Consider the following 23,242-nt stretch of genomic DNA (forward strand, 5'->3'; position numbering starts at 1 on the left):
CAGCCTCTGTTGCATTAATGGATTGAACACAGCAATCAAGAAAAAACGAACCAAAAAATTGACCGTCTGTAAATTGTGATTCAGCTCAATCTACAGGAAGCGTTCATTTTGATGATCCTTCCAAATATCAAGCCAGTTAATAAGGTTGTCACCGGTACAAAATGCACAACCGCTTCCTTCGTTTTCGCTCACAATTATTAGGACGGTTTACATTTTGACACCTTCACGGGTTTCAACTGGGCATAAGAATTATGTACTGTAGCCAAGGGATATTGAATATGCATTTTGTACCACTCCCTGATGTTGATCATTTCTCATAAAACAAGGGCCATTAAAAAGCATCTACCCTGCTAGCCATAGCTTATTTTTAATTCTACAATTAGCCCTTTCCTTCAATCACCCTCATTCCCTCTTCTTCAAGAGGGACATTAATTTTTTTGCCAACTTTACGGGTTTTATACCGGGGTCTGGGGCGAATCGCGGGAAGCATGTTCTTAGCATAAGTACTAACGCTGAAGAACTATCCCAGTGCTGAAAACTTTAATAAGAACAAAATCTACGATTCCCCCAGCAGTTTTTTGGTTCTTCCAGCTCTGCTGGTCCGACTTTCGGCGGATGCTGACAAAAAATGGACATCGCCATTATTGCAGCTAATCATATTTTAGTTAGAAGCTTCCAAAATAGCTTTCACAATTCGCTTCGCCGTATTTCCATCCCAATAAAGCGGTTTCGGAAGATCCTTATTTCCAGCTATCCCGTTTTGCAAATGCTTTTCGATATGATCCAAAATCACATCCGGATCAGTACCCACCAGCGTATTCGTGCCCTCAGTAATGGTAATGGGACGCTCGGTATTTTCCCGGGCCGTCAGACATGGTACGCCCAGCGCAGTCGTCTCCTCCTGTATACCGCCGGAATCGGTTAACACCAGCCGAGCATTATTCATTAGACAAACATTATCCAGATAACCCACCGGTTCAAGCAGATGTAAATCCTTTATATCTTGCAATCGATCCCAAAGCCCAAACTTCTCGGCATTATTTTTCGATCGCGGGTGTACCGGCCAGACCAGCGACAGATCTTTAGATGTTTCTTCTAAAATAGTCACAAAGTTAGACAGGGTATCTTCTTGGTCCACATTGGAAGGACGATGCAAGGTTACCAATCCATATCCCTTTTTATCAATACCAAGATCGCCAAGAATGGTAGATTCATCCGACCGCTCTCGCATATTAAAAAGCGTGTCGATCATAATATTCCCCACAAACCGAATCTTCTCCTCGGGAATCCCCTCCTTGATCAAATTCATATTGCCGTCTATAGAAGGCGTCAGCAGCAGGTCTGCAATACTATCGGTAAGTACACGGTTAATTTCTTCGGGCATATCACGATCGTAGCTCCGCAAACCCGCCTCAACGTGTGCAACTTTTATTCCCATTTTATTGGCAACAATGGTACACGCCATGGTCGGATTCACATCCCCAACTACAACCACCCAGTCGGGTTGTTCTTCTTGCAATACTTTTTCGAACTCTACCATAACCTTGGCGGTCTGCTCAGCATGGGAACCACTGCCAACGCCCAGATGGAAATCCGGTTTGGGAATCCCTAACTCGTCAAAAAATATTTTGGACATCTCGTAGTCGTAATGCTGACCGGTATGCAACAGTTGTGATTCTATCTCTTCATGATTTTTGTATTCCTCTAACAGCGGTGCCACCTTCATAAAGTTCGGCCGGGCACTGGCCACATTCATAATTTTCATTGGTGAATTTTTAACTTCAATTACAATTAACTTCTTCGTAAAACGTTTAAGTCCTCAACTTGAAACCATTCCTTTAATACCTTTTCACATGTGCTAAACTCATAGTTTTCAAGCAACATTTCTAATTTCCTCTGGGTCGTATGAAGATTAACATAGCATTTGAACTTCCTTATTGGTGACATCTTCACACGCGGACAATCGGGAGCAAAATCTCTTGGGTGAAGATAAACAACTCCGGGTATCCCATCTTCTTCTAATTTAGAAAATCCATATCTCAATATTTTCTCATGCCAAAAACGTAAATAGCCCCCGCCACTAAATGGTACTTTAACTTTGCCAAAGCCCAACACACTCATTGGTAATTGGACAAAGTTGGTTTGAGTTATTGAAGAATCAAGTATTTGTGGACGTTGATCAATATTATAACCACCATGGCCACGCTGAGCAGGAAATAAGCTGGCATCATATTGTAATCCAACCTCATCCATAACCTCAAAAGCCCATTCCGTACCTGGCGTAATTGAAAAGGAAGGCGCTCGATAACCTTTAACTTTTTCACCTGTTACTTGTTCTAAGATATCTACTGACTGTTTCAGGTAATCTTTAAATCTTTCTTTCGAAAGAGTATTAACCCTATAATGCCAGTAACCATGTGTACCAATCTCGTGACCCTCTTCAGCAATTCTTTTAACCACAGCAGGATATTTTTCGGCCACCCAACCTAAAACAAAAAAAGTTGCCTTCACATCATATTTATTGAGGATATCAAGAATTAGATTCGTCTTATCCTCAACGATAGAAGGAGAAAACGAATCCCAATTTCCACGTCGTTCAACATGTGGTATTCCCGAGATATGGAACCAATCTTCTATATCAAATGATAAAGCATGTTTCAATTTATTACCTGATCTCTATTTTTTAATAAAATGCTTTTCCTTGCTGCCAAAACTCTATGACATCTTCCCTTTCAGGGAACGAATAATAAGTCATTTCCTCATCAGGATTTGGAATAAGCTCATAATCACCTGCTTTTACCAAATCAATTGCTTCAATGATGGCATTCATTCCCAACCTCTTTGTTTCCTGAATTAATTCTTGCTGCGTTCTATCTCCAATTTCAAATTTCCTCTGAACTAAAATTGGACCACTATCAATACCTTCATCAACAAAAAAGACGGAAACCCCAGTATAATCCTCATCATTTTTAAGTACCCAGAAAGAAGGCATTAATCCCCGATACTTTGGCAACAGTGCAGTGTGCAAATTAAGGCAACCTCCTGGAGCCAAATCTATTAATTCCTCTTTAAAAATTTGGTTCCCTGCAATCGAAACTAATAAATCAGGTTCGTGAGATTTTATCTTCTCTAAAGACTCGTGTGAGTTTATACTACTATCCAATTCGATAACAGGTACAGAATGTCTTTCAAGTATAGTCTTTACTTTTTTATTGGGATCTACCTTATTTCGCAAAAATCTGATCCCATAATTGAATAAAAAACCAGTGCCAAATATGTTCCAGGTTTTGAAAATCTTGCTCAAAAAACTTTCTTTACCACCAAACGGGGAAGCTCCAAAAACTACACATCCGGTTACTTTTACATCAGGTGATAAATTAGATAAAAGATAATCCAGGTTCTCTGCTAAAAAGAAAGGATCATCTTGGGTAAGAATAACAACATTCATTAAATCTAAATCCTATTGGTAATAACTTTTAATAAAAATGGAAGATAAACAATCTGTCGGCGAATTCTGGAAGGCTCTGTAATTAATCTATAGAACCATTCCAATCCCACTTTCCTAAATACTTTTGGAGCTCGTTCTTTAAGTCCACAATAAATATCAAAGCTTCCTCCTAATCCCATATATAATGCAGGATGTACTTCAAACATCTTCTCCATTAAAAACTCTTGGCTTGGACTCCCCATAGCAACAAAAACAATATCAGGCTCTTTATCCTCAATCTCTTTTACCAGTTCCTCTTTTTCCTGATCATCCATATACCCATCGCGATACCCTACTATATCAATACCTTGATACTCCTTTTTTAGACGTCCAACTGTTTGCTCAATCACTTCTGGTTTTCCTCCAACCATGTAAAATGTTTTGTTATTGTAATGTCTCTCAATAATATCAAGCCAAAATTCGGCCCCTGGTATTTTTTCAGAAACATATCCCTTCCGTTTTAAAGCTAAAACAGTTCCGATTCCATCTGGATACCCTATATGCTGATTAACTAATCTTCGAAGTGTTTCATCATTTTTCATTAATTTTTCAGCATTAAGAGCAATTAGGATATTATGAAAATTCCCATCCCCCAAATAATTCAAAAAGTCATTCCGACTTGTAAAAGGATGAGTTTTATAATCATTCAAATAAACAGTGTCAGACATAATTTGATTGAGATATTAATTCTATTCAGGTTTTTCAATGCTTCCTTCCTCTAGTAAACCATCAAAAGTATGAAATTGATGCTGTCCCTCATATTTCGCTACAAACTCCTCGAACTTTTGAAGTGAATACTCCGTCAGTGCTTTGGGATGACCAATGATTACAAAATCTGCATCAGGTTTATCAGTTTGATAAAGGTCAAATGCCCTTTCTAAAAAAGAAGCTTTATAGCCATCAATGCTAACGACCGTATTTGACGGCAACAATAACTTCTGTAGTATCCACTTTTTTGATGCCGGTAACGGACCACCATCACCAAACGTTTTGTGTTTGGGGTTATCTAATAACTTTGTGAAAGCCAGCTTCCAGTAAAAAAAGGGAGATACTTTATACGAAGATATAGGTATTTCAACAAAACTTCCCGACTTATCAGGGTCTAAGGGATCATCCTCAAAGTTCCATTTTGCTTGCGTGGGCGCCCCTCGAAAGTCGAAATAACGGGCTTCATCTTCCTGATATCCCCCCTGATAAACCGTGCTATCTAACCAAACACCATTTTCTTTAAGAGCACTCTTAATTTTTTCAAAAGGCTGTATACACCATCCACCTGCCCGAAAAACAAATACGTTATTAGTTACACTAAATCGTTCGAGAAATTTTTTGTAGGATGCTACAATTTCTCGAATCTTATTTTCTGACCAATCGGCCAGACGGTATCGACCGGCATCGATATTCCATTTTCCATTTTCATAGACACTGTCTTCCCAATGTGGATGAATATGAAGCTGCAAATCATGCCCACTTTCTGAAAGCTTTTTTAACTGATCTGTAATTAATTCATAGTCTTTCTGCAACTCAGGATTATCAGACTTGAAGTCAGCTAATCTTTTCACAAAGCCAACATCCACAAAAAAAACCGCCTGGATATCAAATTTATCCAAGACTGAAAGTAACTTTTCCGTAGCCCCAACTATTGAGGTTGACACCGAACCTGTTTCGCTCCCAAAGTATAATTCGTAATCAAGCGTAAGTACAATATTCATTACGTTTTACTTAAGGATTTTATACTTGTTAATAAGCATTAAAGGGAATGACAGAAGATAATATCCGATCTTTCTAAAGGTCGACATATTTTTTATCCATTTATCATCTTTTCTTAACGTAATAGCATCTGATTTTTTTAACCTGTTGCCTCCCACTAAATGCGGAATTTCAAATGATTCCTTTTCTTCAATTTTTTTTATTGTTTCTGAAAGATCAATTTCTAAAAAATCGCCAATATTAGTAAACGTCTGCTTAGGATTATCTACAATATCTTCGTATCGGACCTTAATAATCTGCTTATTGGGAAGAAGCCAAACAAGCATTTGACCCAACGAATTGATTATCCAATAATATAAAATTGTACTTAAAGGTGGTCTATATGTTTGCACATTCTTTTTAAACGACCAAATAACACCCCTAACATCACGAATAAGGAAAATACCTTTAATATTTCTATTAAAAATTTTCCGGAGCGCCAGAAAACGACCAATATATTTCGCTGAATCTAACACATATCGACTATCCACAGTTTGGAGAGCTTGAACTATTTGTTCCTGGGCTTCTCGATATTTTTGGAAATTGCCCCCCGGCTTGGCCCCTACCAAGTAAAAGGGTATAGCAGAATGATATTCCATGCGATGAGCTAATTGTTCATAATCATCAACATTGTCTTTTATTTTTTGCGGTAATGATTCCTTTACCGATCCCCAATATGTACAGGAATCAAATTCAAGACCACATGAACATAACTCGTTATTTTTCAGATAGGAAAAAAAGTGATGTAACTCACCAACATTTGTAATCTCTTTGTGATCATTTAAAACGGTAGCTAACACGGTTGACCCACTACGTCCGGCTCCCAGAATGTAAATAATTTCTTTCAACTCTTAACCGTACTTAATAATAGTTTCAATTTCCAAGTTTGACTCAAACTCCATTTCCAACTTTAGACTCGGAGACTCAATCTTTGAATCATATGATTGTGAATACCATCCAAAAGGCTTTTCCTTATCTCCCTTAATTATCTCTGCATTTTCAAACACTTTATTCGATAAAGTGATTTTATCACCTGATTTTTTTGGGGAAAATAATGCTATTTCTGAGCCATTGTGATCTATCTCCAATGCTGGATTAAAATGTAAGAAAAAGAATAAAGTATCAGTTTTATTATTTTCTTTAATAAGCCAATCATTGACCGTTATTACTTTTGCCTTTTTATCAAAAATTATTCGTCGTTTATGTGAGTTCTCCGTTGAGTGACTTCTAAAAGTATCATGTTGGCCGGTACAAATACTTTTTTTACTTCCGAATTCCGTTTCAAGGATATCAATTTCTGGCCTGTCAATCCATCCCATTCTCGTACATGGTGTAGCGTGATCTAAGCCATTAACTGAAATAGTATTATGCGCAGTAATCCCCCTAAAATAGTCTCTAAATTTACGATCTTTGGAATGATATTGATAGGTTCCGGGATCAATAATTATTGGCTCCCCGTTTAGTTCAAGAGTAAAGTGTAACAGATCTGAGTGGCCATGAGCTGACGTCAAATCATCTCCTATCTTGCCTACATCAAAAATCACTCTGACCTTCTGCTCATTATCGTACATAAAACAGTATCCGCCCTCAGTATATAGCTTATCATCTCTTGAAGACTCTAAATGGGAAACCTTCTCTTTTTGTATTTTTTCAGCTTGATCCCCAAATAATAAGTAATTCCTGAAATCTATATCTGAAGGACAATCAACATTCAGGCCAAATTTTATTCTGGCACTTTGCAACAAAGATGAGTAAATAGTATAGTTATTGTCAAAATAGGGATGAATCAAGTGTCCATCATCACTATCTCCAAATTCAATAACATTCCCGTTATAATGACAGCTGTCTATAAATTCCAACATTGCTTGCAGCTGATCATAAACCATCTGAGGCACATCAATATCTGCTTTCTCTAAAAACAATACTCCATTTAAAAAGTGGTCCAGTACTTCGGCATGATAGCGTACTGCCTTTTCTTTATTTACACCATCAGTGTGCGTTTGGTGTTCTATTTCCTTAATAAAAAGATTTTTCCACTTTTCTCGGTTTCTCTTCAGTTCATTAGAGGTAAAATACGATGAAATGGCCACCAGAGCTGTTAATTCAGCCACCCTGTGATTATTTCCTGAAGAGTACTTCGACAAATGACTTTTTAGAAAGGTGTAGCTAAGCGCAATAATCTTTTTTACTAACCTATCAATTTCATCAGTTAAGATATTAAATGAGGATAGAACCTGGTGAGTATATATTAGATTCACACTACGAATACCAATTTCAATTCCACTCGACCAGTTGATACTTCTTAAATATGGATTTTGATTAATCCAATCTGACAAATGATTTTCTATGACATCAAGATAGGTATTGTCACTAGCTGTCTTTAATGCCAAATATGGAAAGAAATGAAACCTGGATAATTCAGCAACATATTTTACATCACCATTCGTTTTAAAATCCTGCCTTGAAATATCGGCATAAAAATTAATAGGTGATACAATATCATTTTTATAATCTTTGCGCCATTCAATTGGTTTATCAAGAATTACTTTAGTTTTCCCAAACAAGAAATAACAATCTAAATCCTTTTCTGTCTTAATTTTAAGTTCTATAAAATTCGAACTAAAAGAAGAACCTTCAAAATTTGGGTTAGTTTTTAGTTTTACATCTGAAGTAGTACTAGTTGAGAAATAACGGTCAATGAAGTTTCTCTTGACTAACTGTTTTGGTCTATAAAAAAAAAGTTCCGGCCATCTCATTAATTGAGCACGAGCAAAAAACCAATTATCTAACATCATTTTTCAATCTATTGAACTCATTAAGAGCAAAAATTTACCATTTGGTTTCCTCTTCAATTTTTTTCTCGTTTTTAAATCAATTTTCATGTCCGATTTAAAACGATTCTCAAAAAATGTCTTAAATAATTTTAAATCATTATCTTTATAATTTTCACTGGGGACAATATGTACTTCCAGATGTCCCATTTCCTCTTGATACATCTGGAAGCCATCAATCTTTTTTAATAGATCACCGTGCATAGTAAGAGAAGTAGTACTTACAAAGGTACCATCAGCATTATATACTTTTTCACCTTTACGACCTGAAATATTTGACAAAACCAGTAATTCTCTGCCACAATGTTCACATTTTCTTCCATGATACTCTGCGTAATCCCCTGTTTCATATCTCAAAAGAGGCATTCCGTAATTATGCAATGAAGTAGCGACAATTTGCCCTGTTTGGCCTCTTTCGGTAATTACATTTCCTTGATCATCAATTATTTCACAATATCCATAGGTCGGCTCCACATGATAATAACCACTATTGGGACATATTCCTCCTATCATCATTTTTTCTGTATGGCCGTAAAAATTATAGTGCGTAATACCATTTCTTTTAAAATATTTTTCTTGATGCTGATAAACATTTTCGGAAGAAGAAATAAATGCTTTTATAAAGGAATGATCTAAATTATTTCTTTCTAAAAATTTAGCAAACTCATACCCTGTGGAAGTATAACAGTGGAAAAAGTTTATATCCTTCTCTTTCATTATTTCATAGACTTCAAAAAAATATTCGTCATTGAGTCGAAAACCATCAAAGTTATAACTTCTTCTTATAGGATCAATGTCAAACTTTTTTCCTTCATCTAATCTCGACATACGCATTCGCCCCCTGATGGAATAGTTATAACCTACTTGGGACCAAAGTTTGAATTTCGTTGCCAATTCATATACGTATCGTTTTTTAGGTAAATAGATTTCTAAAGCCTTCCCCGTTGTTCCGCTGGTAGTAACAAGTTCATACTTGTTCAAATCTATCTCTCTTGAAATAAACTGATCAAAATGCTCTTTAATATCTTCTTTTGAAATTGTCTCGATCTTTCTGAAGTCATTAATATCAGAAATCTCTAAATTATTATACCGGTTGGCATAATAAGGGGTCTGGTTTAAAGCATAATTTGCTATTTCAAGCAGATCATTAGTATTATCATACGATTTCCATTGATTTTCTAAAAAGTTACTGTACTCCTTAAAATCTTTCCCAAATATTACGTTGGGATTGGTATTCAGATATAATAAATACCGTTTGACCCAATTAGGAAGGTTAATAATTACTTCCCTAATATTGTCTACTGGTAAGTTTTCCCTCAACATATCTCTAAAAACCAAATTTTAATATTTTCACGTGCTTATCTACTATATTTTTTTATAATCATTCCGATAAAGAAAAATACAATTACAGATGTAAAAATCGCTTCCATATTCATTGAAAAAAATGAAAATATTATTGTTGCAATTAGTAATATTTTAAATGCCTTACAATAATCAATTGGAATATCAATTTTATCATAAATTCTCTTTAAGATTATTATCATAAATAAAGTACCAACTAACCCAGCTTCTGCGATAAAATGTGACCAAAATACATCAGTTGTAGTAGGTGCTATCGAACTATTAATCCAAAAATTAAATAATCCATATAGCTCATTAAATTTAGGATAAAAAGTATGTGCAACTGCACCTCCAAATGTGCCAGGCCCTAACCCGAAAATTGGATAATCTTTAATAACTTCTAAACTCTTTTCAAAAGTTATTAATCTAAAATAATCTCCAGCTAATATATTTTGAGCTTCTGGAACTAATCCGAAAAAAATTTCAGGATAAATAACAAAAACAGTTATGATACCAATTACTCCACTTACTGTAGTTAAATAAAGCTTATAATTTTTAAAATAAGTAAGATTCATAAGAAAAATAGCGACTAAAAACATTATCATCCCTTGTCTCGACATTGTCATCAATACAACAAGAAAAGATAATACTCCAAATATTAGACGGACTATTTTTTTCTTCGGTCTGAAAATTATCAATTGTACTACAAATGTAAATACAATCAACTGAGCATTTTTATTTTTGGTGCTAAATATACCATTTATATCCCCGAAATTATTAGGATGTACAATGCCAAAAGGATTTGTTTCAAAAATACCAGAAAATTGTAGCACACTTACTAATAAAGTAGCATAACCAATCATTAGAGGAAAAAATAATACCTTCCTCAAATTAACCTCCTGAGAATAAATAAAATAACCAGCAGAGTAGGCTAACAATGTTTTAAATAAAAACACCCCTCCCACAATGGAAACAAAAATATTACTGATAAAAGCACCATATAACATTAGTATAAATAATAATAAATATATCAATGCATTAGTTTGGGCAATCTTTCTTCTGTAAACTACTAAAGCAAATAAAGCTAAGGTAAGGCCAACAAGAATAAATTCTCCCAACAGAAATTTATTTAACCCAAATAGGATCTGGAAATGTTTATCAAACAAACAAGCTGCTATTAATAAAAGTATGACAAAATATCTAGCCATTATTTTGTCTTGTTAATTACCATTACAAAAGCAGAATAAACTACTACTAATGATATTAAAGAATGAACAATCATCGAATAGGCAGCCCCTAAAACACCATACTTCATAATTAGCCAAAATGCGACCGGGGCGGTAAGAATTAATGCTACAGTTACATTCTTAAAATTCAAGTCCACCCTTCCCAGTCCAATAAAGACCGGCCCTACTAAAGAATAGGCTCCCTTTAAAAACCAATATATTAATAGCAACTCTAAATAAATAAATGAACCATTGTATTTTCCATTAAAAAGCCAATCTAAAATCGGCGGGCCTATCAGATAAGCTGCAACAGCAATTCCAGCCAATAAGAACAAAAATAACAGATTATATTTTTTAAATACACGGTACCATTCCTGAAAGTCCTGCGATTTTTCTGAAAAGAACGGGGTTACCATTCGCTGGACGGAAGTAATCACGATCTGTAATCCCATAACAATGGTAAATGCAAATGAAAAATAGCCAAACTCTTCCCTATCTATCGTAAAATAATTCAGAATCAAATAACTCATATTCATAGAGGCTATGCCAATTAGATTTGTTACCATACCATAGCCTGCATAGTTTCTTAACTCTTTATCCTCCGAGAAGCTTTCTATTTTAGTAAATAATGAATGTATAACAGATTTAAGCTCTTCCCATAACCCTGTGTTATACATCAATATTCCAACTGACAAGCTAAAACCAACTATCAGGGAAACAATATAACCATATATTAAGAAGTAATAGGTAACCCCTATAATAAAAACGATGTTAAGCGAAGATGTTAATACCTGGAGTTTGCTTAATAACACAAACTGTTTCTTCGATTGATAGACCGATATAAAAAGCTTGTTTAATGCCAGCGGTAAGACTAAAAACCCATAAACATAAAACAAGGTGTTTACTTCTGGATCTATTGAAAATATCTGAAAATAAGATCCAATCATTATTGCACAGATTACAAGTCCAGAAAATAAGGTCGTAAATAAAACACCCTTTATATAAACATCCGTTTTTTCTTGATCCGAACGTTTAGGCCCCGAACAAATTTTCAGTATAGCAACCGGAAAACCAGCCCCCGCGATGATAACTCCTAAATTAGTATAAACTTGGAGCAACTTTATTCGACCGATGTCTTCAGGAGTTAATAAATGGGCTACAATTAATTGTGAAAGAAAGGTTACAAAATGAACAACAAAATTAGACGAAAGGAAGTGGAAAAATCCTTTGTCCTTAATATTATTAAAAAGGGATATAACTTTTTTTAATAAGATCTCATATTTCATACTATTAAATTGCCTTATAATAGAATGAGACCATTTTTTTTATATTATCTCTAAAAGAAAACTCAGTTTTTACTATTTCTTTCCGCTTTTTTAATACATCTTCATGAGTTCTATTTCCAGTAATTTTTTCTTCTAATTTTTTTGCAATGCTATTCACATTATTATCAGTTAACTGAAGATGCAGATCAAACTTGTTATTTAATATTTGATAGGGACGTATATTTGAAATAACAAGTTCTTTTTCCATGAACAGTGGTTCAATTACTGTAGATGATAATTGATCGTGATCTACTATCTGTAAACCGCAATCCATTTTTGTCCAGATATATTTCATATCCATGAACGGTAAGAACGGCATTTTAACAATTTTCACCTGATCCGACACTTGCTTTCTTTCTATTTGGGTTTTTAGCTTTCTTAATAAGTCCGGATCTTCACGACCAAGCCAAAAGTAAATTGTAAAATTGGAAACTCCCTTAGAAACCAATTTACTTGCAGCACTGACAAGTAAATCATGACGATTAGCAGGAGTCAACGACTTAGGAAAAAAAAACTTTGTTTTAGTTTGAGGTAAATGAGATACAAACTCCAAAGTTTCATTTTGGTAGTTATCCTCTGTCGGCAACTCTTTAAAATAACTGTTATGTAATCCCCAGACCTGAATATTCGTATTTGCCTTTGGCTGCGCTTCCTTTACAATCTCTTCGGTTCCAAACCAATTGCACTGTACAAAATCAGCCTTTTCCAAAGCCCATCTATAGAAACGGCCCATAATTGTATTTTTCAAAGCTACTCGTGGTATTCGCTCTCCCCAAATATTGAGATTTAACTTCGTATCATTACTCTTAACTAAATTTATTGCTAAAACTAGAGGCCAATGATACGCGCCATGATACCAAATTAAATCAAAGTCTCTTCTAAGTAATTTTAAAAATGAAATAAAAGAAAAAGGATTTCTTCTCAGCTCTTTAATTCCTATAGAATTGTAATTACTTCGATCATACTTAAAAGGTCCTGTACTCAAGTACGTCAATTTAAAGGGGGTATCTTCTTCCTGAAAATAGTCAAGAAAAGGTTTAATATTATGACGTTGCCCCGGCCCAATCATTAAAAGTTTCTTCATAATAGTAATGAAAAAAGAGTATCGTAATTATCAAATCTGAATATTATCCAAGTATTTATCCCATTCCCCCACGTCCTTCCAAGACTTTTCTGAAACAGGAAAGACCCCAACCTTACCATCACGTTTTCTTATCTTTTCAATGAGATCCGTAATATGAAAAAACGTGTTGTCGGGAATCTCATCAACCAAGTGTGGTTCTAAAATATACATCCCACTATTTATCTGAAATGTCAGGTCCGGCTTTTCATTTAAAGACTCCAACTTACCATTTTCTCCTGTGTCAATGGTACCATATGGTATTGCATAATTTTTAAGTGCAGAGATGACTGTCAACTCATTATTATTCTTTCGATGATAGTTAAGTATCTCTGAATAATCTTGCTCAATAATGATATCGCAGTTACTGACAAAGAAAGTATCATCAATCTCATTCTTTATTAGAGAGAGACTACCCGCTGTACCCAAGGGGTCATCTTCCGTAAAAAACTGCAGATCATACGGTAAATCCTGATTCTGAAGATAGTATTTAATCAAGTCAGACTTATAATTCACTGATATAAAAAATCTGTCTGAGCCATGTTTGCTAAATCGTTCAAAAATATGTTCAAGCATACTTTTATCCCCAATAGGGATTAGCGGTTTTGGTATTACATGCGTTAATGGTCTCAGACGAGTACCAAAGCCCCCGGCCATAACAATAATAGGTAAATCAAATTTTTCTTTGGGAGCTATATCCTTTCCTTTGAAAACCTCCTCCCAAAAAATAACCTTCTCCAAGTTACCACTTGAACCAAGTACCGGCATAAACTCATTCCGATACTTTAACATTCTTTCTTTTATTTGTTCAATACTTTCATTGGTTTGAGCAACTCGAATATCATCCCGTACTACATTACCTACTGTAGTATCAAGATTGTAGTTATCAATAATAGCTCTTTGGATATCCCCTATACTAACCAGACTATAAAATTTGTCATCTCTAAAAACCAAAAGAAGCTTATGATCAACATCATCCATTTTTTTTAATGCTTCTATCAATGTTGCATCATCGCTGACACTTATCTTTTTATATTTTTCTAGCTGCATTCTTAATAACTATTTTTTGAACTTTTAACTATTCATTTGGTTGCTGAGAGAGCTCGGTATCCCTTTATAAATACCAGGTTCGGTTATCGACTTTGTAACCACACTACCTGCCCCTATAATTACGTCTTCGCAAATTTCTAGACCATCAATAATCGTTGCTCCTGCTCCTATGAACACATCATCTCCAATTTCTACATCCCCACAGACCGTAGCTCCAGGACCAACCTGTACATTATTACCTAACTTGCAATTATGATCTATGGTAGCATTTGTATTGACAACGCAAAATTCACCTAGCTCAACACCTGTATTAATCGTTGCCCCATTGATGACAACAGTTCCCTTATTTATAGATACATCAGTGTCGATAAATGCTACGTCTGAGGTGATAATCGGAAAATTAAAGTGAGAATACTGAGTCATCTTTTTTATCAATCCATCTCTAACTCCGTCTGTTACACTATTCACATAACTTATACCAATTACAAGATTGTAGCTATTCTCCTTGTCATCAATAATTTTTTCATCATCTCCTAAATAATTACAGTTACAAATAGTCCCTTTGTCAGATAAATCAGTATATCCTCCACAACTGTAATATTGAGATCTTTCAATTATTGATGCAACTACATTTGCATGACCACCACCACCAATTATAACAACTGACTGCTTAGCATTGCTCATATTCAGTTACTGTTAAAAAACCATCTCTTGTTTTAAAAATTAATTTCCCATCGTACAATTCAGCAACCTTACGTCCCGGTTTGAGATCATGCCCGTATGGGAAATCTGAGATTTCAGCTTTCCATATTTTAATCTTATTGCCGTTCTCTGTTTCAGTAATTGCTCCAGGATAGGGTTTGGAGATCGCTCTTATTTTGTTAAAAATTTCTTCTGAATTACGATCCCAATAAATTTTAGAGTTAGTTTCATCTCTAAGTCTACGAAAATTACCTTCAGCTAACTTTTGTTTTTTTCGTGGAGCCTTTCCTTCACGCAGTAAGGGAAAATAAGCCCGCATTAAGTTATAAGTAGCATCATCTACTTTATTTAGAATATCGTTAATGTAATCATTAGCCTGAACACTGATCTTCTCTTGAGCAATGATATCCCCACAATCCGGCAATTCATTATAGTAAAACATTGTCAATGCAGTCTCAGTATATCCCTCTTCAATCTGCCAAGCTAAAACTGACCTACCCCTATCATGAGGTAGTTTTGATGGATGAAAACCAATTGTACCCCTTTCCGGAATATTTATTAACTCTTCGGATAGTAACTCTGACCAACCTGCAACAAAAATAAAGTCGGGATCAATTTCTTTGATTTTTTCTGTGTACTCACTAACCGAACCTGTCTTATAAATAGATTTACTATCAGGAAACTCGATATGTCGAGGTTTATCGGTGTCATCTGGATAGGTTACAACTAACGGAATATTAACATACCTATTAGAATCGAGGTAATCATAAACTATTTTTCCATTAGTCAAACCACCGATAAAAACTATTTTAAGACTACTACTCATATAATTATCTGATTTCTAACAACAATTGGAAAGCTTCAGCATACTTAACCCCAATCCTACTTCCGCGATACCGGTTATGTGCCGTAACTGAACTTATTGAACGAGGTTGATTCTCAGATAAAATTTCTGATTCAAACAGTTTTACAATTTCAATTTTTCTTTCAAAGTATTCACTTATATCTGTAAAAACCGTTGGATTAAAATAGTTTTCAGGCAAAGCCGGTGCAAACTCTGTCTCAGAAAGCACTTCACACATCATTATTTTCTCAATAAATGGAAATCGGAAATTTTTTGTAGCAGGTATAATACTCTCAAAAGCAGCTCTGTGATCTGAGTGCACATCACTTCTATTAGGTATGTATAAAATATTAGGCTCTACCTTATTAAAAACAGAAGCTATTTGTGGTATTAACTGGTTCTTTGAAATATCATCCAGCTTGGTATCCTCAAATTCTAAATTAAAATACTGCTTAAATTGAAACTCCTCTGCAACCTCCTCTATTACCTGTTCTTGATATTCATTGCCACTGGATAATAGTAACCAGTAAATATCATCTCCTTGATCAAGATGTTTAAGCAAAGTTCCTCCTGCACCCAAGGTTTCATCGTCAGGGTGTACAGAAACAGCTAGTACACTTTTACTCATACTATTTCCTCTGTCACTACACTACTTGGTATATTTACAATTCGATCTTCCAAATATTCTGCATTTTGTTGTTCGTCTCTGAAACAATGCTCATACATCGGCAAGCGGTACAGTAATTGCCATATAGGCCGTGTCATTATTCCCTTGTCATTTGTTTCTTCTAAAAAGGAATTTCGCTCTTTTCGATCTTCAAGCTCGACACACATCAACCAATAATTAGCTCTGGAATCAGACTGCTCTTTTCTGAACTTAATACCCTTTCGCTCAAAAAAGTCTGCATACTCCTTTGCCAATGCCCGTTTATTCTCAACATAAGTATCCAACTGTTCCAGCTGGGCACAAATCAAAGCCGCATTAAGATTAGGCATTCGATAATTATAACCTAATTCATCATGGTAATACTCATAGTCATGTGGTTTCTTCGCAGTGGTTGTTAGATGTTTAGCATGTTGGCTGGCTTCTTCGTCATCTGTAACTATAGCTCCACCGCCTCCAGCCGTAACAATCTTGTTACCATTAAAGGAAAAGATGCCAAAGCTTCCTAGACTTCCTGTTGGTTTACCTTTATATAAAGAGCCCAATGATTCTGCGGCATCTTCAACAATTGGAATCTTCCATTCCTCACACACTGTTGCCAACTCGTCAAAATGAACTGGAAATCCGAAGGTATGCATAGGTACACAGGCAGAAATTCTGTTACCTGTTTTTACATTATAGCACCCGTCCTCACGAACTTCTGCATACTCATTTAAAAACCGTTCTACAGCCTTTGGAGACAGCCCCATTGTATCCTGACCTACATCTAAAAATACTGGTTTAGCTCCATTATAGGCAATGGCATTAGCTGTAGCCACAAATGTCAGTGCTTGGGTTAACACTTCATCGCCCTCTTTTACCCCTGCTAAACGCAATGCCACCTGAAGCGCAGAAGTACCATTCACAACAGCTACTCCACTTGTCGTTTGGCTTTTTTTAGCTATCATTTCTTCGAACTGATCTACATAGGCACCTACAGAAGAAACAAAAGTAGATTCTATCGTATTAGTTACATACTCCTTTTCATTCCCTTCAAATCTCGGTACATGAAGTGGTATAAAATCATCTGTGCTATAAATATCCTGTACAAATGCAACAAAGTCATTAATCATTATTTGGTGCCCCATCATACTTGATTTCAAAGTTTCCATATTTACCCTTGTTTTCAATTGAATCAGCGTAAACACCAATTTCAAAAGCTTCTATAAGCTCTTGTATTCCTTCTTCGACAGTAAATTCTGGTTCGAAATCAAGTACTTCTTTTACCTTTTTAAATGACACTCGATAATTTCTGGGATCATCTCCTTTTCCAGTATATTTCACTGAGCCCTCTGGATCATGTTTTAAGATCTCATCTACAATCATCTTCTTAGTAAAATTATTCTTTTCGGCTCCGGCATTAAACACCTCAAAATTAACCTTTTCCTTTTCAGCATCTAACACTCTTTCGACAAGTCGAGCAAAATCACGAACATGGCAATAAGGTCTCCATGTATGTTCATCGTAAACAACAAGCTCTTTACCGAAATACAAATCCCTGGTAAACTGACTAACAGTCAAATCAAAACGCATTCGTGGCGATAACCCAAATGCCGTAGCAAAGCGCAATACTACGCCAGTATAATCAGCCTTTTCTTTATACGAGAGTAAATGCTTTTCAGCTTCTACCTTAGCAGTTGCATATAACGATAGAGGATTCAACTCAAACTCCTCATCAGCCATCTCATCTTCTCCAATTAATCCATAGTTTGAACATGTGGAAATAAATATAACTTTGCCTAAATCTTTCCCACTTAAGAAATCAATACAAGATTGAACTCCTTCGGTATTAATTTTATTAGAGGCATCAGGGTATTTTTTGGTAACAGGATCACCTACCAGTCCTCCTAATACAACTACATCAGAAACTCCCTGAATGGCTTCTTCTAAATCTTGATTATTTGTTAAATCTCCTTTTTGAATTTCAAAATCAGGATCTCCTATATATGGTTTTATTGCGAACTGATTCTCATACACAAATTCATCCATCACTCTTACTTTATATCCTTTTTTCAGCAAATGGGAGGTTAGTACTGTTCCAACATAACCTGCTCCACCGATGAGTAGTATTCTCTTTTTTGACATAATAAATCGTTTAATTATTTAATTATTCCATTTAATTTTTCCACTATTGTATCAGCAATAGCTAAACATGAAGTTGCGGCCGGTGATGGGGCATTCAATACATGCACCTGCCTATCAAATGTTTCGATCCTAAAATCGCTTAATAATTCACCATTTTCTGTTGCCTGAGCTCTAATTCCACAAGAATAACCATTTATTTCAGAAGTACTAAATCTGGACCAATACTTCTTCACCTTCTTCTCAAAAAAGTTTTTACTTTTTTGTTTTAACATTTCCTTTAAAACTATCGTCTTATAATCCTTTATAAGCTTATATATTGCCTTATTTGAAACAATATCCAATACATCGGCAACCTTAACTTCAAATCCATCATACCCTTCCCTGTCAAAAGATAATACGGCATTGGGCCCCACTTTTAAAGATCCATCAATCATAGGTGTTAGGTGCACTCCTAAAAATGGGAAATCAGGATTGGGAACCGGATAAACTGGGATGTCAGACTGATACAAATCAGGAGAAACCTCGAAATACTCACCCTTAAATGGCAATATTCTTACTGGGGAATTTTGACCAGTTAACAACTCATAAACCCTATCACATTGTAGCCCAGCACAGTTAATTATATATTTTGCTTGTATAGATTTTTCATTCGTACTTAAACTATATTTATTACTATTCTCTTCAATATCATTTATACTGGTTCCAAAAATAAAATCAACACCATTATCAGAAGAAATGTCGATTAGTCTATTTAGTACTTGACTGTAATCAACCAATCCCGTCTCCTCTACAAAAAATCCTCTGGGAATTGTCAAGTTTGGGTCAATTTCACAAATTTCATTTTTGGTTAAGTATTGTACTCCTAACCCTACATTTTGTGCATTTTTAAATAACCTATCTAATTCTGAAAACTCGCTTTCATTAGCAGCTGCAATTAATTTGCCTGTTATCTTATAGGTTAAATTATGTTCTTCCAAAAATTGAACTAACTGCTTATAGCCATTTATACAGTTTTTTGATTTAAGAGAGTTTTCAGGGTAATATACTCCTGAATGAATTATCCCACTATTTCTACCCGTTTGATGTTGGTTTGGCTCTTCCTCTTTATCAACTACAACAATTTCAAACTGATACTTCTCTGATAACTTATATGCTAGTGCTCCACCAATTATCCCACCACCAATTATAGCAATATCATACTTCATTTTATTCAAAACTAAACACCGCGGTATTCTTCATCCCATAAATTCTTAATCAAAATCCATCCCAAACCACTAATTACTCCTACAATTATAGAAGCAATTAGAATCAATAACCTTTTAGGCGAACTCTCTTCCAGTGGCACACTCACCGGCTGAATAACCGATAATACCGGCGTTTCCTCTTGCAGGTCCAGCTTTGCCTGCTCCTGTCGCTGAGAAAGGGAATTATAGAGATTAAAAGTCAGGTCGTACTGCGACTGCAGCTCCTGCTCGCGGCTTTGGGCCTTGGCCGTAGCCAGGTTCCGGTTGCTGTCGCGAAATTCCGTTAATCTATTCTGTGCTTCTTCAAAACGTTTTTTGGCTTCTTGTACTTGCTCTTGCACAAACTCCAGATTCTGCCGCGCCTTCTCTGTACGGTACTCTTCCACATTTTCACGGAGCAGTTGTATGCCTTTTTTCCCTACCTCTGCTGCTGCCCGCGGATCGGGAAATTCAGATGTAAGGGTTAAAATACCGGTCTCTTGGTCCACCGATATTGACAATCGCTCCCGGAGTGTTTTTACCGTTTCCATCTGCTCTTTGGTAAGTGACAATACCGAATCGCGATCTACTTTTTTGGGAAGCGGTCTTACCTCCTGCTCCTCTGTTTTAAACAGCCCTATAATCTGTCCCGGTAACCCAATCGTAAACTGCCTGGCATACCCTAGAACAGAAGGGGAATGAATCTCATTAAAAAAGTCGTGCACCGTAGCCGTGGTGTCATACTCTGAGAAATAAACTTTGGTGTTCATCAACTCAATTTGGTAGGGCAAACTTTGCACAATATTTGGATAGAGCTGGGGCGGGATAGAACCTTCCTGTCCACCACCGGATAATTGGGCTCCACTAATACCGAGCATGCCACCATATTGCTGCAGTAACCCACTAGCCCCACTCTGGGCAGATTGTGTCTCGGGCATAAGCGTTGCTTCAGTGGAATATTCTTTGGGGCTAAAGAGAGCAATAAGAAGTCCCAGCACCAAAAAAGCCCCGGTAATTTTTATAATTTTCATACGAGCATCCCAGAAGGTCTGCGCCAGCTCTATGAGATCGATTTCGTCTTCTTCGACCGGTCGGTAGCCGTATTCGGGCGGCTGTCCGTAATAGCCTTGGGGTGATGGATTGTGAGACTGTTGCCCTTTCTGGGGCTTGGGGTCGTGATGATCGTTATGTGGCTTATCTTTGCTCAGCTTTGTTCTGTATTAGTAATTTGTATTCTAATTTCTTGTCAATAAAACGTTATTCAATTGTATTCAGGGCTAAGGTTGAGATTCAGGTTGAGAAAACCCTCAGCCTTAATCTTAATCTAAACCTTAACACTTAACCTAATCCTCAGTTCCAAATGAGATTGACATCATACTTATCGAATTCGGCATCTTTTGAAATTAGTGCATAACCTTCTCTTTTGGCCTGGGCAATAATAAGTCGGTCAAATGGGTCCCGGTGATGAAATGCCAAGGAAGCATTTGTTAGAATGTGATCCGGTGTAATAGGTAAAAGCAAAAATCCACTTTCAAAAAATAACTCAAATATTCTTTTCAATTCAGCCTTAAGTTTCAATTTTCCCAGTGAATATTTAATTCCCATTTCCCATAATGTTGCGATACTTACGTAGCAATTGTTTTTCGGCTCTTCAATTATCTTTTTAGAGCTTTCCGGAAGCTGTTTATTATCAGTAATAAACCAAATCGCAGCATGGGTATCTACAATAACATCCATTATTCTCTGTAGCTCTCGAAACCTTCCAACGGTTCATCAAAATCATCCGTCATTTCAATAAGTCCTTTTGCTAAACCGGCCTCCTTTTTTTGCGTTATTTTTTTTTCATTCATTTTTGTTTTCAAAAACTCCACAAAATCATCTGCCTCCTGCTTTAATTCTTCAGGCAAGGCTATCAATTTGGAATATAATTCTATGTCATTCATTGACCTGGGATTAAAATTTGTATTAAGCTAATATACAAAATTCAGGATTAAGGTTGAGGTTTAGGTTGAGAAAACCATCAGCCTTAACCTTAGCCCTCAACCTAATGCTTTCATGATCTTGTTCAATTGATGGATCAAGTCGTCATACTCTTCAATCAGCTTACCAACTATTTGTTCATTAAAATATTTTACTTTTCCGCCATACAGCAGATGACTTTGTGTTTCGAAAGCTGATCCGCGAGCGACAATATAAAAATTTCGCTTATCTTTTTTAGTTTTTCTTCCAAAAGCTTCGGATATATTTGATGAAATACTATTTGCCGATCGTCTTATCTGCGAAGTTAATCCGTAGTCTTCAGATCGAGGTAGTGATTTGGTTAATTCAAAAACCTGGAAAGATAATTCATTGGCTTTCTTCCACACTTCCATATCACGAAAACTCTTAACCATTGTCTAAGGATTAAGGTTGAGATTGAGGTTGAGAGGGTTTCTTAACCTTTACACTCAACCTCAATCTTTCTTGTTAGTTACTTCATAAACCAAATGAACCCGCTCTCTGGCCAGCTTCCATATTTCTAAATCCTCAAAACGCTCAACACTCGCCATAAATTTAAATAAGTTGAAGGTAGAAAGTTTTTGATGTTGAAGGTTATAAGGTTAAAGGTTGGGGATGATGCTAAGAAACTAACCTGTAACCTTCAACTTTCAACAGGCGGTTTTGCCTTTAACCTTTAACAGTGGGTTTTACCCATCACGCCTCTTCTTCAACTCTTATTCTTAACCTTAGCCTTAACCCTTAACCTTTTTTCTTCTGATATTCTGTCGCTTGCTCACTTATCTCGTCCACATCCATATCAGCCCACAAGTCGCGCTGCCATTTCGTATAATCAAACGGCTCTCGGATCAGCATTTTTATAAAAACTTCGGTATCTACGTCTCCCAGTTCTTTTAACAAGGCCTTCATGCCACGCTGTTTAATTTCTTCTTTGGTGCTCATAACTGTTCCTCCATAATGGTTATCATATCAACCGGGCTTACCGTTTCTATTGGTGTAACGAGAGATCCTTTATTAATAATTTCATCATCAGTAGTAATAAAATACGTGCATTCTGCTACAATAGCACAAGCTATATGTAAAGCATCTTTCGTTTTTAATCCATGACCTTTCCTTATTGCCTTTGCTTGCTTTAATACTCTGTCGCTTTCTTCAACGAACGTATATGCTTTTTTCTTCCATTCTATAATTGAAGTTTTACGGAATTCAAACGGATTGGCCGAATTTTCGTAATCCAGGATATAAGACCAACCCAAATGTAAGTTTCCTTTCACTATTTCACGCTGTATATAAAGCTTCGCCTCTGTTTCAATATGAATTCTAATTTGACTCTGATCGTCAAAAGGTCGATTAAAACAACAGTTATCAAGATAAACTTTAAAACCCAATTTATTGTTTGAGGGCTGATTTTCACTATGTGATTCTTCGTTACTCAGCGCTTTGTCAATTAAAAATTGAAAAAAGATAAATTAAAAATGGAGAATAAGCTTTTTTGCTATCACTTACATCCCTGCTTGATTTTCAGGATGCTAATAGTAAACAAATATTGCTCTTTTAGAGA

The 23,242-nt window shown here is 35.8% G+C and carries 24 protein-coding genes; all 24 read right to left on the reverse strand.

From position 1 onward, the window contains the following. Nucleotides 1-661: 661 nt before the first annotated feature. Nucleotides 662-1,765, reverse strand: coding sequence for a non-hydrolyzing UDP-N-acetylglucosamine 2-epimerase (wecB, locus tag G3569_RS08075; protein WP_165267911.1), 1,104 nt, complete (start codon nucleotides 1,763-1,765; stop codon nucleotides 662-664). A gap of 26 nt (nucleotides 1,766-1,791) precedes the next feature. Beyond that, nucleotides 1,792-2,661, reverse strand: a complete 870-nt coding sequence (locus G3569_RS08080; protein ID WP_165267913.1) for a polysaccharide deacetylase family protein — start codon at nucleotides 2,659-2,661, stop codon at nucleotides 1,792-1,794. A 22-nt stretch (nucleotides 2,662-2,683) separates the two neighbouring features. After that, nucleotides 2,684-3,448: a methionyl-tRNA formyltransferase gene (locus G3569_RS08085; RefSeq protein WP_165267915.1), complete on the reverse strand. Its 765-nt coding sequence runs from the start codon at nucleotides 3,446-3,448 to the stop codon at nucleotides 2,684-2,686. 5 nt (nucleotides 3,449-3,453) lie between these two features. Further along, nucleotides 3,454-4,155 (reverse strand): WecB/TagA/CpsF family glycosyltransferase, encoded by a 702-nt coding sequence (locus tag G3569_RS08090; protein ID WP_165267917.1) that lies wholly within the window; start codon nucleotides 4,153-4,155, stop codon nucleotides 3,454-3,456. 21 nt (nucleotides 4,156-4,176) lie between these two features. Further along, on the reverse strand, nucleotides 4,177-5,196 hold the full coding sequence (locus tag G3569_RS08095; protein ID WP_165267919.1) for a polysaccharide deacetylase family protein: 1,020 nt from the start codon (nucleotides 5,194-5,196) through the stop codon (nucleotides 4,177-4,179). Nucleotides 5,197-5,202: 6 nt separating this feature from the next. Then, nucleotides 5,203-6,081 (reverse strand): sulfotransferase family protein, encoded by an 879-nt coding sequence (locus G3569_RS08100; protein WP_165267921.1) that lies wholly within the window; start codon nucleotides 6,079-6,081, stop codon nucleotides 5,203-5,205. A gap of 3 nt (nucleotides 6,082-6,084) precedes the next feature. Further along, on the reverse strand, nucleotides 6,085-8,028 hold the full coding sequence (locus tag G3569_RS08105; protein ID WP_165267923.1) for a heparinase II/III family protein: 1,944 nt from the start codon (nucleotides 8,026-8,028) through the stop codon (nucleotides 6,085-6,087). Nucleotides 8,029-8,031: 3 nt separating this feature from the next. After that, a complete protein-coding gene (locus tag G3569_RS08110; RefSeq protein WP_165267925.1) occupies nucleotides 8,032-9,402 on the reverse strand; it encodes a phenylacetate--CoA ligase family protein in 1,371 nt (456 codons plus the stop codon). Nucleotides 9,403-9,422: 20 nt separating this feature from the next. After that, nucleotides 9,423-10,613: an O-antigen ligase family protein gene (locus tag G3569_RS08115; RefSeq protein ID WP_165267927.1), complete on the reverse strand. Its 1,191-nt coding sequence runs from the start codon at nucleotides 10,611-10,613 to the stop codon at nucleotides 9,423-9,425. Next, nucleotides 10,613-11,917, reverse strand: coding sequence for an oligosaccharide flippase family protein (locus G3569_RS08120; protein WP_165267929.1), 1,305 nt, complete (start codon nucleotides 11,915-11,917; stop codon nucleotides 10,613-10,615). The genes G3569_RS08115 and G3569_RS08120 overlap by 1 nt, the downstream gene beginning before the upstream one ends. 4 nt (nucleotides 11,918-11,921) lie before the next feature. Further along, entirely contained in the window at nucleotides 11,922-13,040 is a 1,119-nt protein-coding gene (locus tag G3569_RS08125) for a glycosyltransferase family protein (protein WP_165267931.1), read from the reverse strand. A gap of 30 nt (nucleotides 13,041-13,070) precedes the next feature. Then, nucleotides 13,071-14,126, reverse strand: a complete 1,056-nt coding sequence (locus G3569_RS08130; protein WP_205720090.1) for a sugar phosphate nucleotidyltransferase — start codon at nucleotides 14,124-14,126, stop codon at nucleotides 13,071-13,073. Between the two features lie 24 nt (nucleotides 14,127-14,150). Further along, the gene (locus G3569_RS08135; protein ID WP_165267943.1) at nucleotides 14,151-14,810 is read right to left on the reverse strand and encodes a NeuD/PglB/VioB family sugar acetyltransferase; all 660 of its coding nucleotides are present in this window, start codon (nucleotides 14,808-14,810) and stop codon (nucleotides 14,151-14,153) included. Continuing rightward, nucleotides 14,797-15,654, reverse strand: a complete 858-nt coding sequence (locus G3569_RS08140; protein WP_165267945.1) for a methionyl-tRNA formyltransferase — start codon at nucleotides 15,652-15,654, stop codon at nucleotides 14,797-14,799. The genes G3569_RS08135 and G3569_RS08140 overlap by 14 nt, the downstream gene beginning before the upstream one ends. Nucleotides 15,655-15,658: 4 nt before the next feature. Further along, entirely contained in the window at nucleotides 15,659-16,300 is a 642-nt protein-coding gene (locus G3569_RS08145) for a PIG-L deacetylase family protein (protein WP_165267947.1), read from the reverse strand. Continuing rightward, a complete protein-coding gene (locus G3569_RS08150; protein ID WP_434084074.1) occupies nucleotides 16,297-17,448 on the reverse strand; it encodes a LegC family aminotransferase in 1,152 nt (383 codons plus the stop codon). The genes G3569_RS08145 and G3569_RS08150 overlap by 4 nt, the downstream gene beginning before the upstream one ends. Further along, entirely contained in the window at nucleotides 17,441-18,460 is a 1,020-nt protein-coding gene (locus G3569_RS08155) for an NAD-dependent epimerase/dehydratase family protein (RefSeq protein WP_165267949.1), read from the reverse strand. Before G3569_RS08155 ends, G3569_RS08150 begins: the two co-directional genes overlap by 8 nt. Before the next feature lie 14 nt (nucleotides 18,461-18,474). Further along, entirely contained in the window at nucleotides 18,475-19,665 is a 1,191-nt protein-coding gene (gene lhgO, locus G3569_RS08160; protein ID WP_165267951.1) for an L-2-hydroxyglutarate oxidase, read from the reverse strand. 11 nt (nucleotides 19,666-19,676) lie between these two features. Next, nucleotides 19,677-20,891, reverse strand: a complete 1,215-nt coding sequence (locus G3569_RS08165; RefSeq protein ID WP_276611334.1) for a Wzz/FepE/Etk N-terminal domain-containing protein — start codon at nucleotides 20,889-20,891, stop codon at nucleotides 19,677-19,679. 142 nt (nucleotides 20,892-21,033) lie between these two features. Further along, nucleotides 21,034-21,420, reverse strand: coding sequence for a type II toxin-antitoxin system VapC family toxin (locus G3569_RS08170; protein ID WP_165267955.1), 387 nt, complete (start codon nucleotides 21,418-21,420; stop codon nucleotides 21,034-21,036). After that, nucleotides 21,420-21,626: a type II toxin-antitoxin system VapB family antitoxin gene (gene vapB / locus G3569_RS08175; RefSeq protein ID WP_165267957.1), complete on the reverse strand. Its 207-nt coding sequence runs from the start codon at nucleotides 21,624-21,626 to the stop codon at nucleotides 21,420-21,422. Before vapB ends, G3569_RS08170 begins: the two co-directional genes overlap by 1 nt. A gap of 96 nt (nucleotides 21,627-21,722) precedes the next feature. Further along, nucleotides 21,723-22,055: a four helix bundle protein gene (locus tag G3569_RS08180; protein ID WP_205720093.1), complete on the reverse strand. Its 333-nt coding sequence runs from the start codon at nucleotides 22,053-22,055 to the stop codon at nucleotides 21,723-21,725. Nucleotides 22,056-22,422: 367 nt separating this feature from the next. After that, the gene (locus tag G3569_RS08185) at nucleotides 22,423-22,623 is read right to left on the reverse strand and encodes a hypothetical protein (RefSeq protein WP_165267961.1); all 201 of its coding nucleotides are present in this window, start codon (nucleotides 22,621-22,623) and stop codon (nucleotides 22,423-22,425) included. Beyond that, nucleotides 22,620-23,069, reverse strand: coding sequence for a type II toxin-antitoxin system VapC family toxin (locus G3569_RS08190; protein ID WP_165267963.1), 450 nt, complete (start codon nucleotides 23,067-23,069; stop codon nucleotides 22,620-22,622). Before G3569_RS08190 ends, G3569_RS08185 begins: the two co-directional genes overlap by 4 nt. Nucleotides 23,070-23,242: the final 173 nt, after the last annotated feature.

This window comes from Fodinibius halophilus, from assembly GCF_011059105.1.
GTDB classification, from domain to species: domain Bacteria; phylum Bacteroidota; class Rhodothermia; order Balneolales; family Balneolaceae; genus Fodinibius; species Fodinibius halophilus.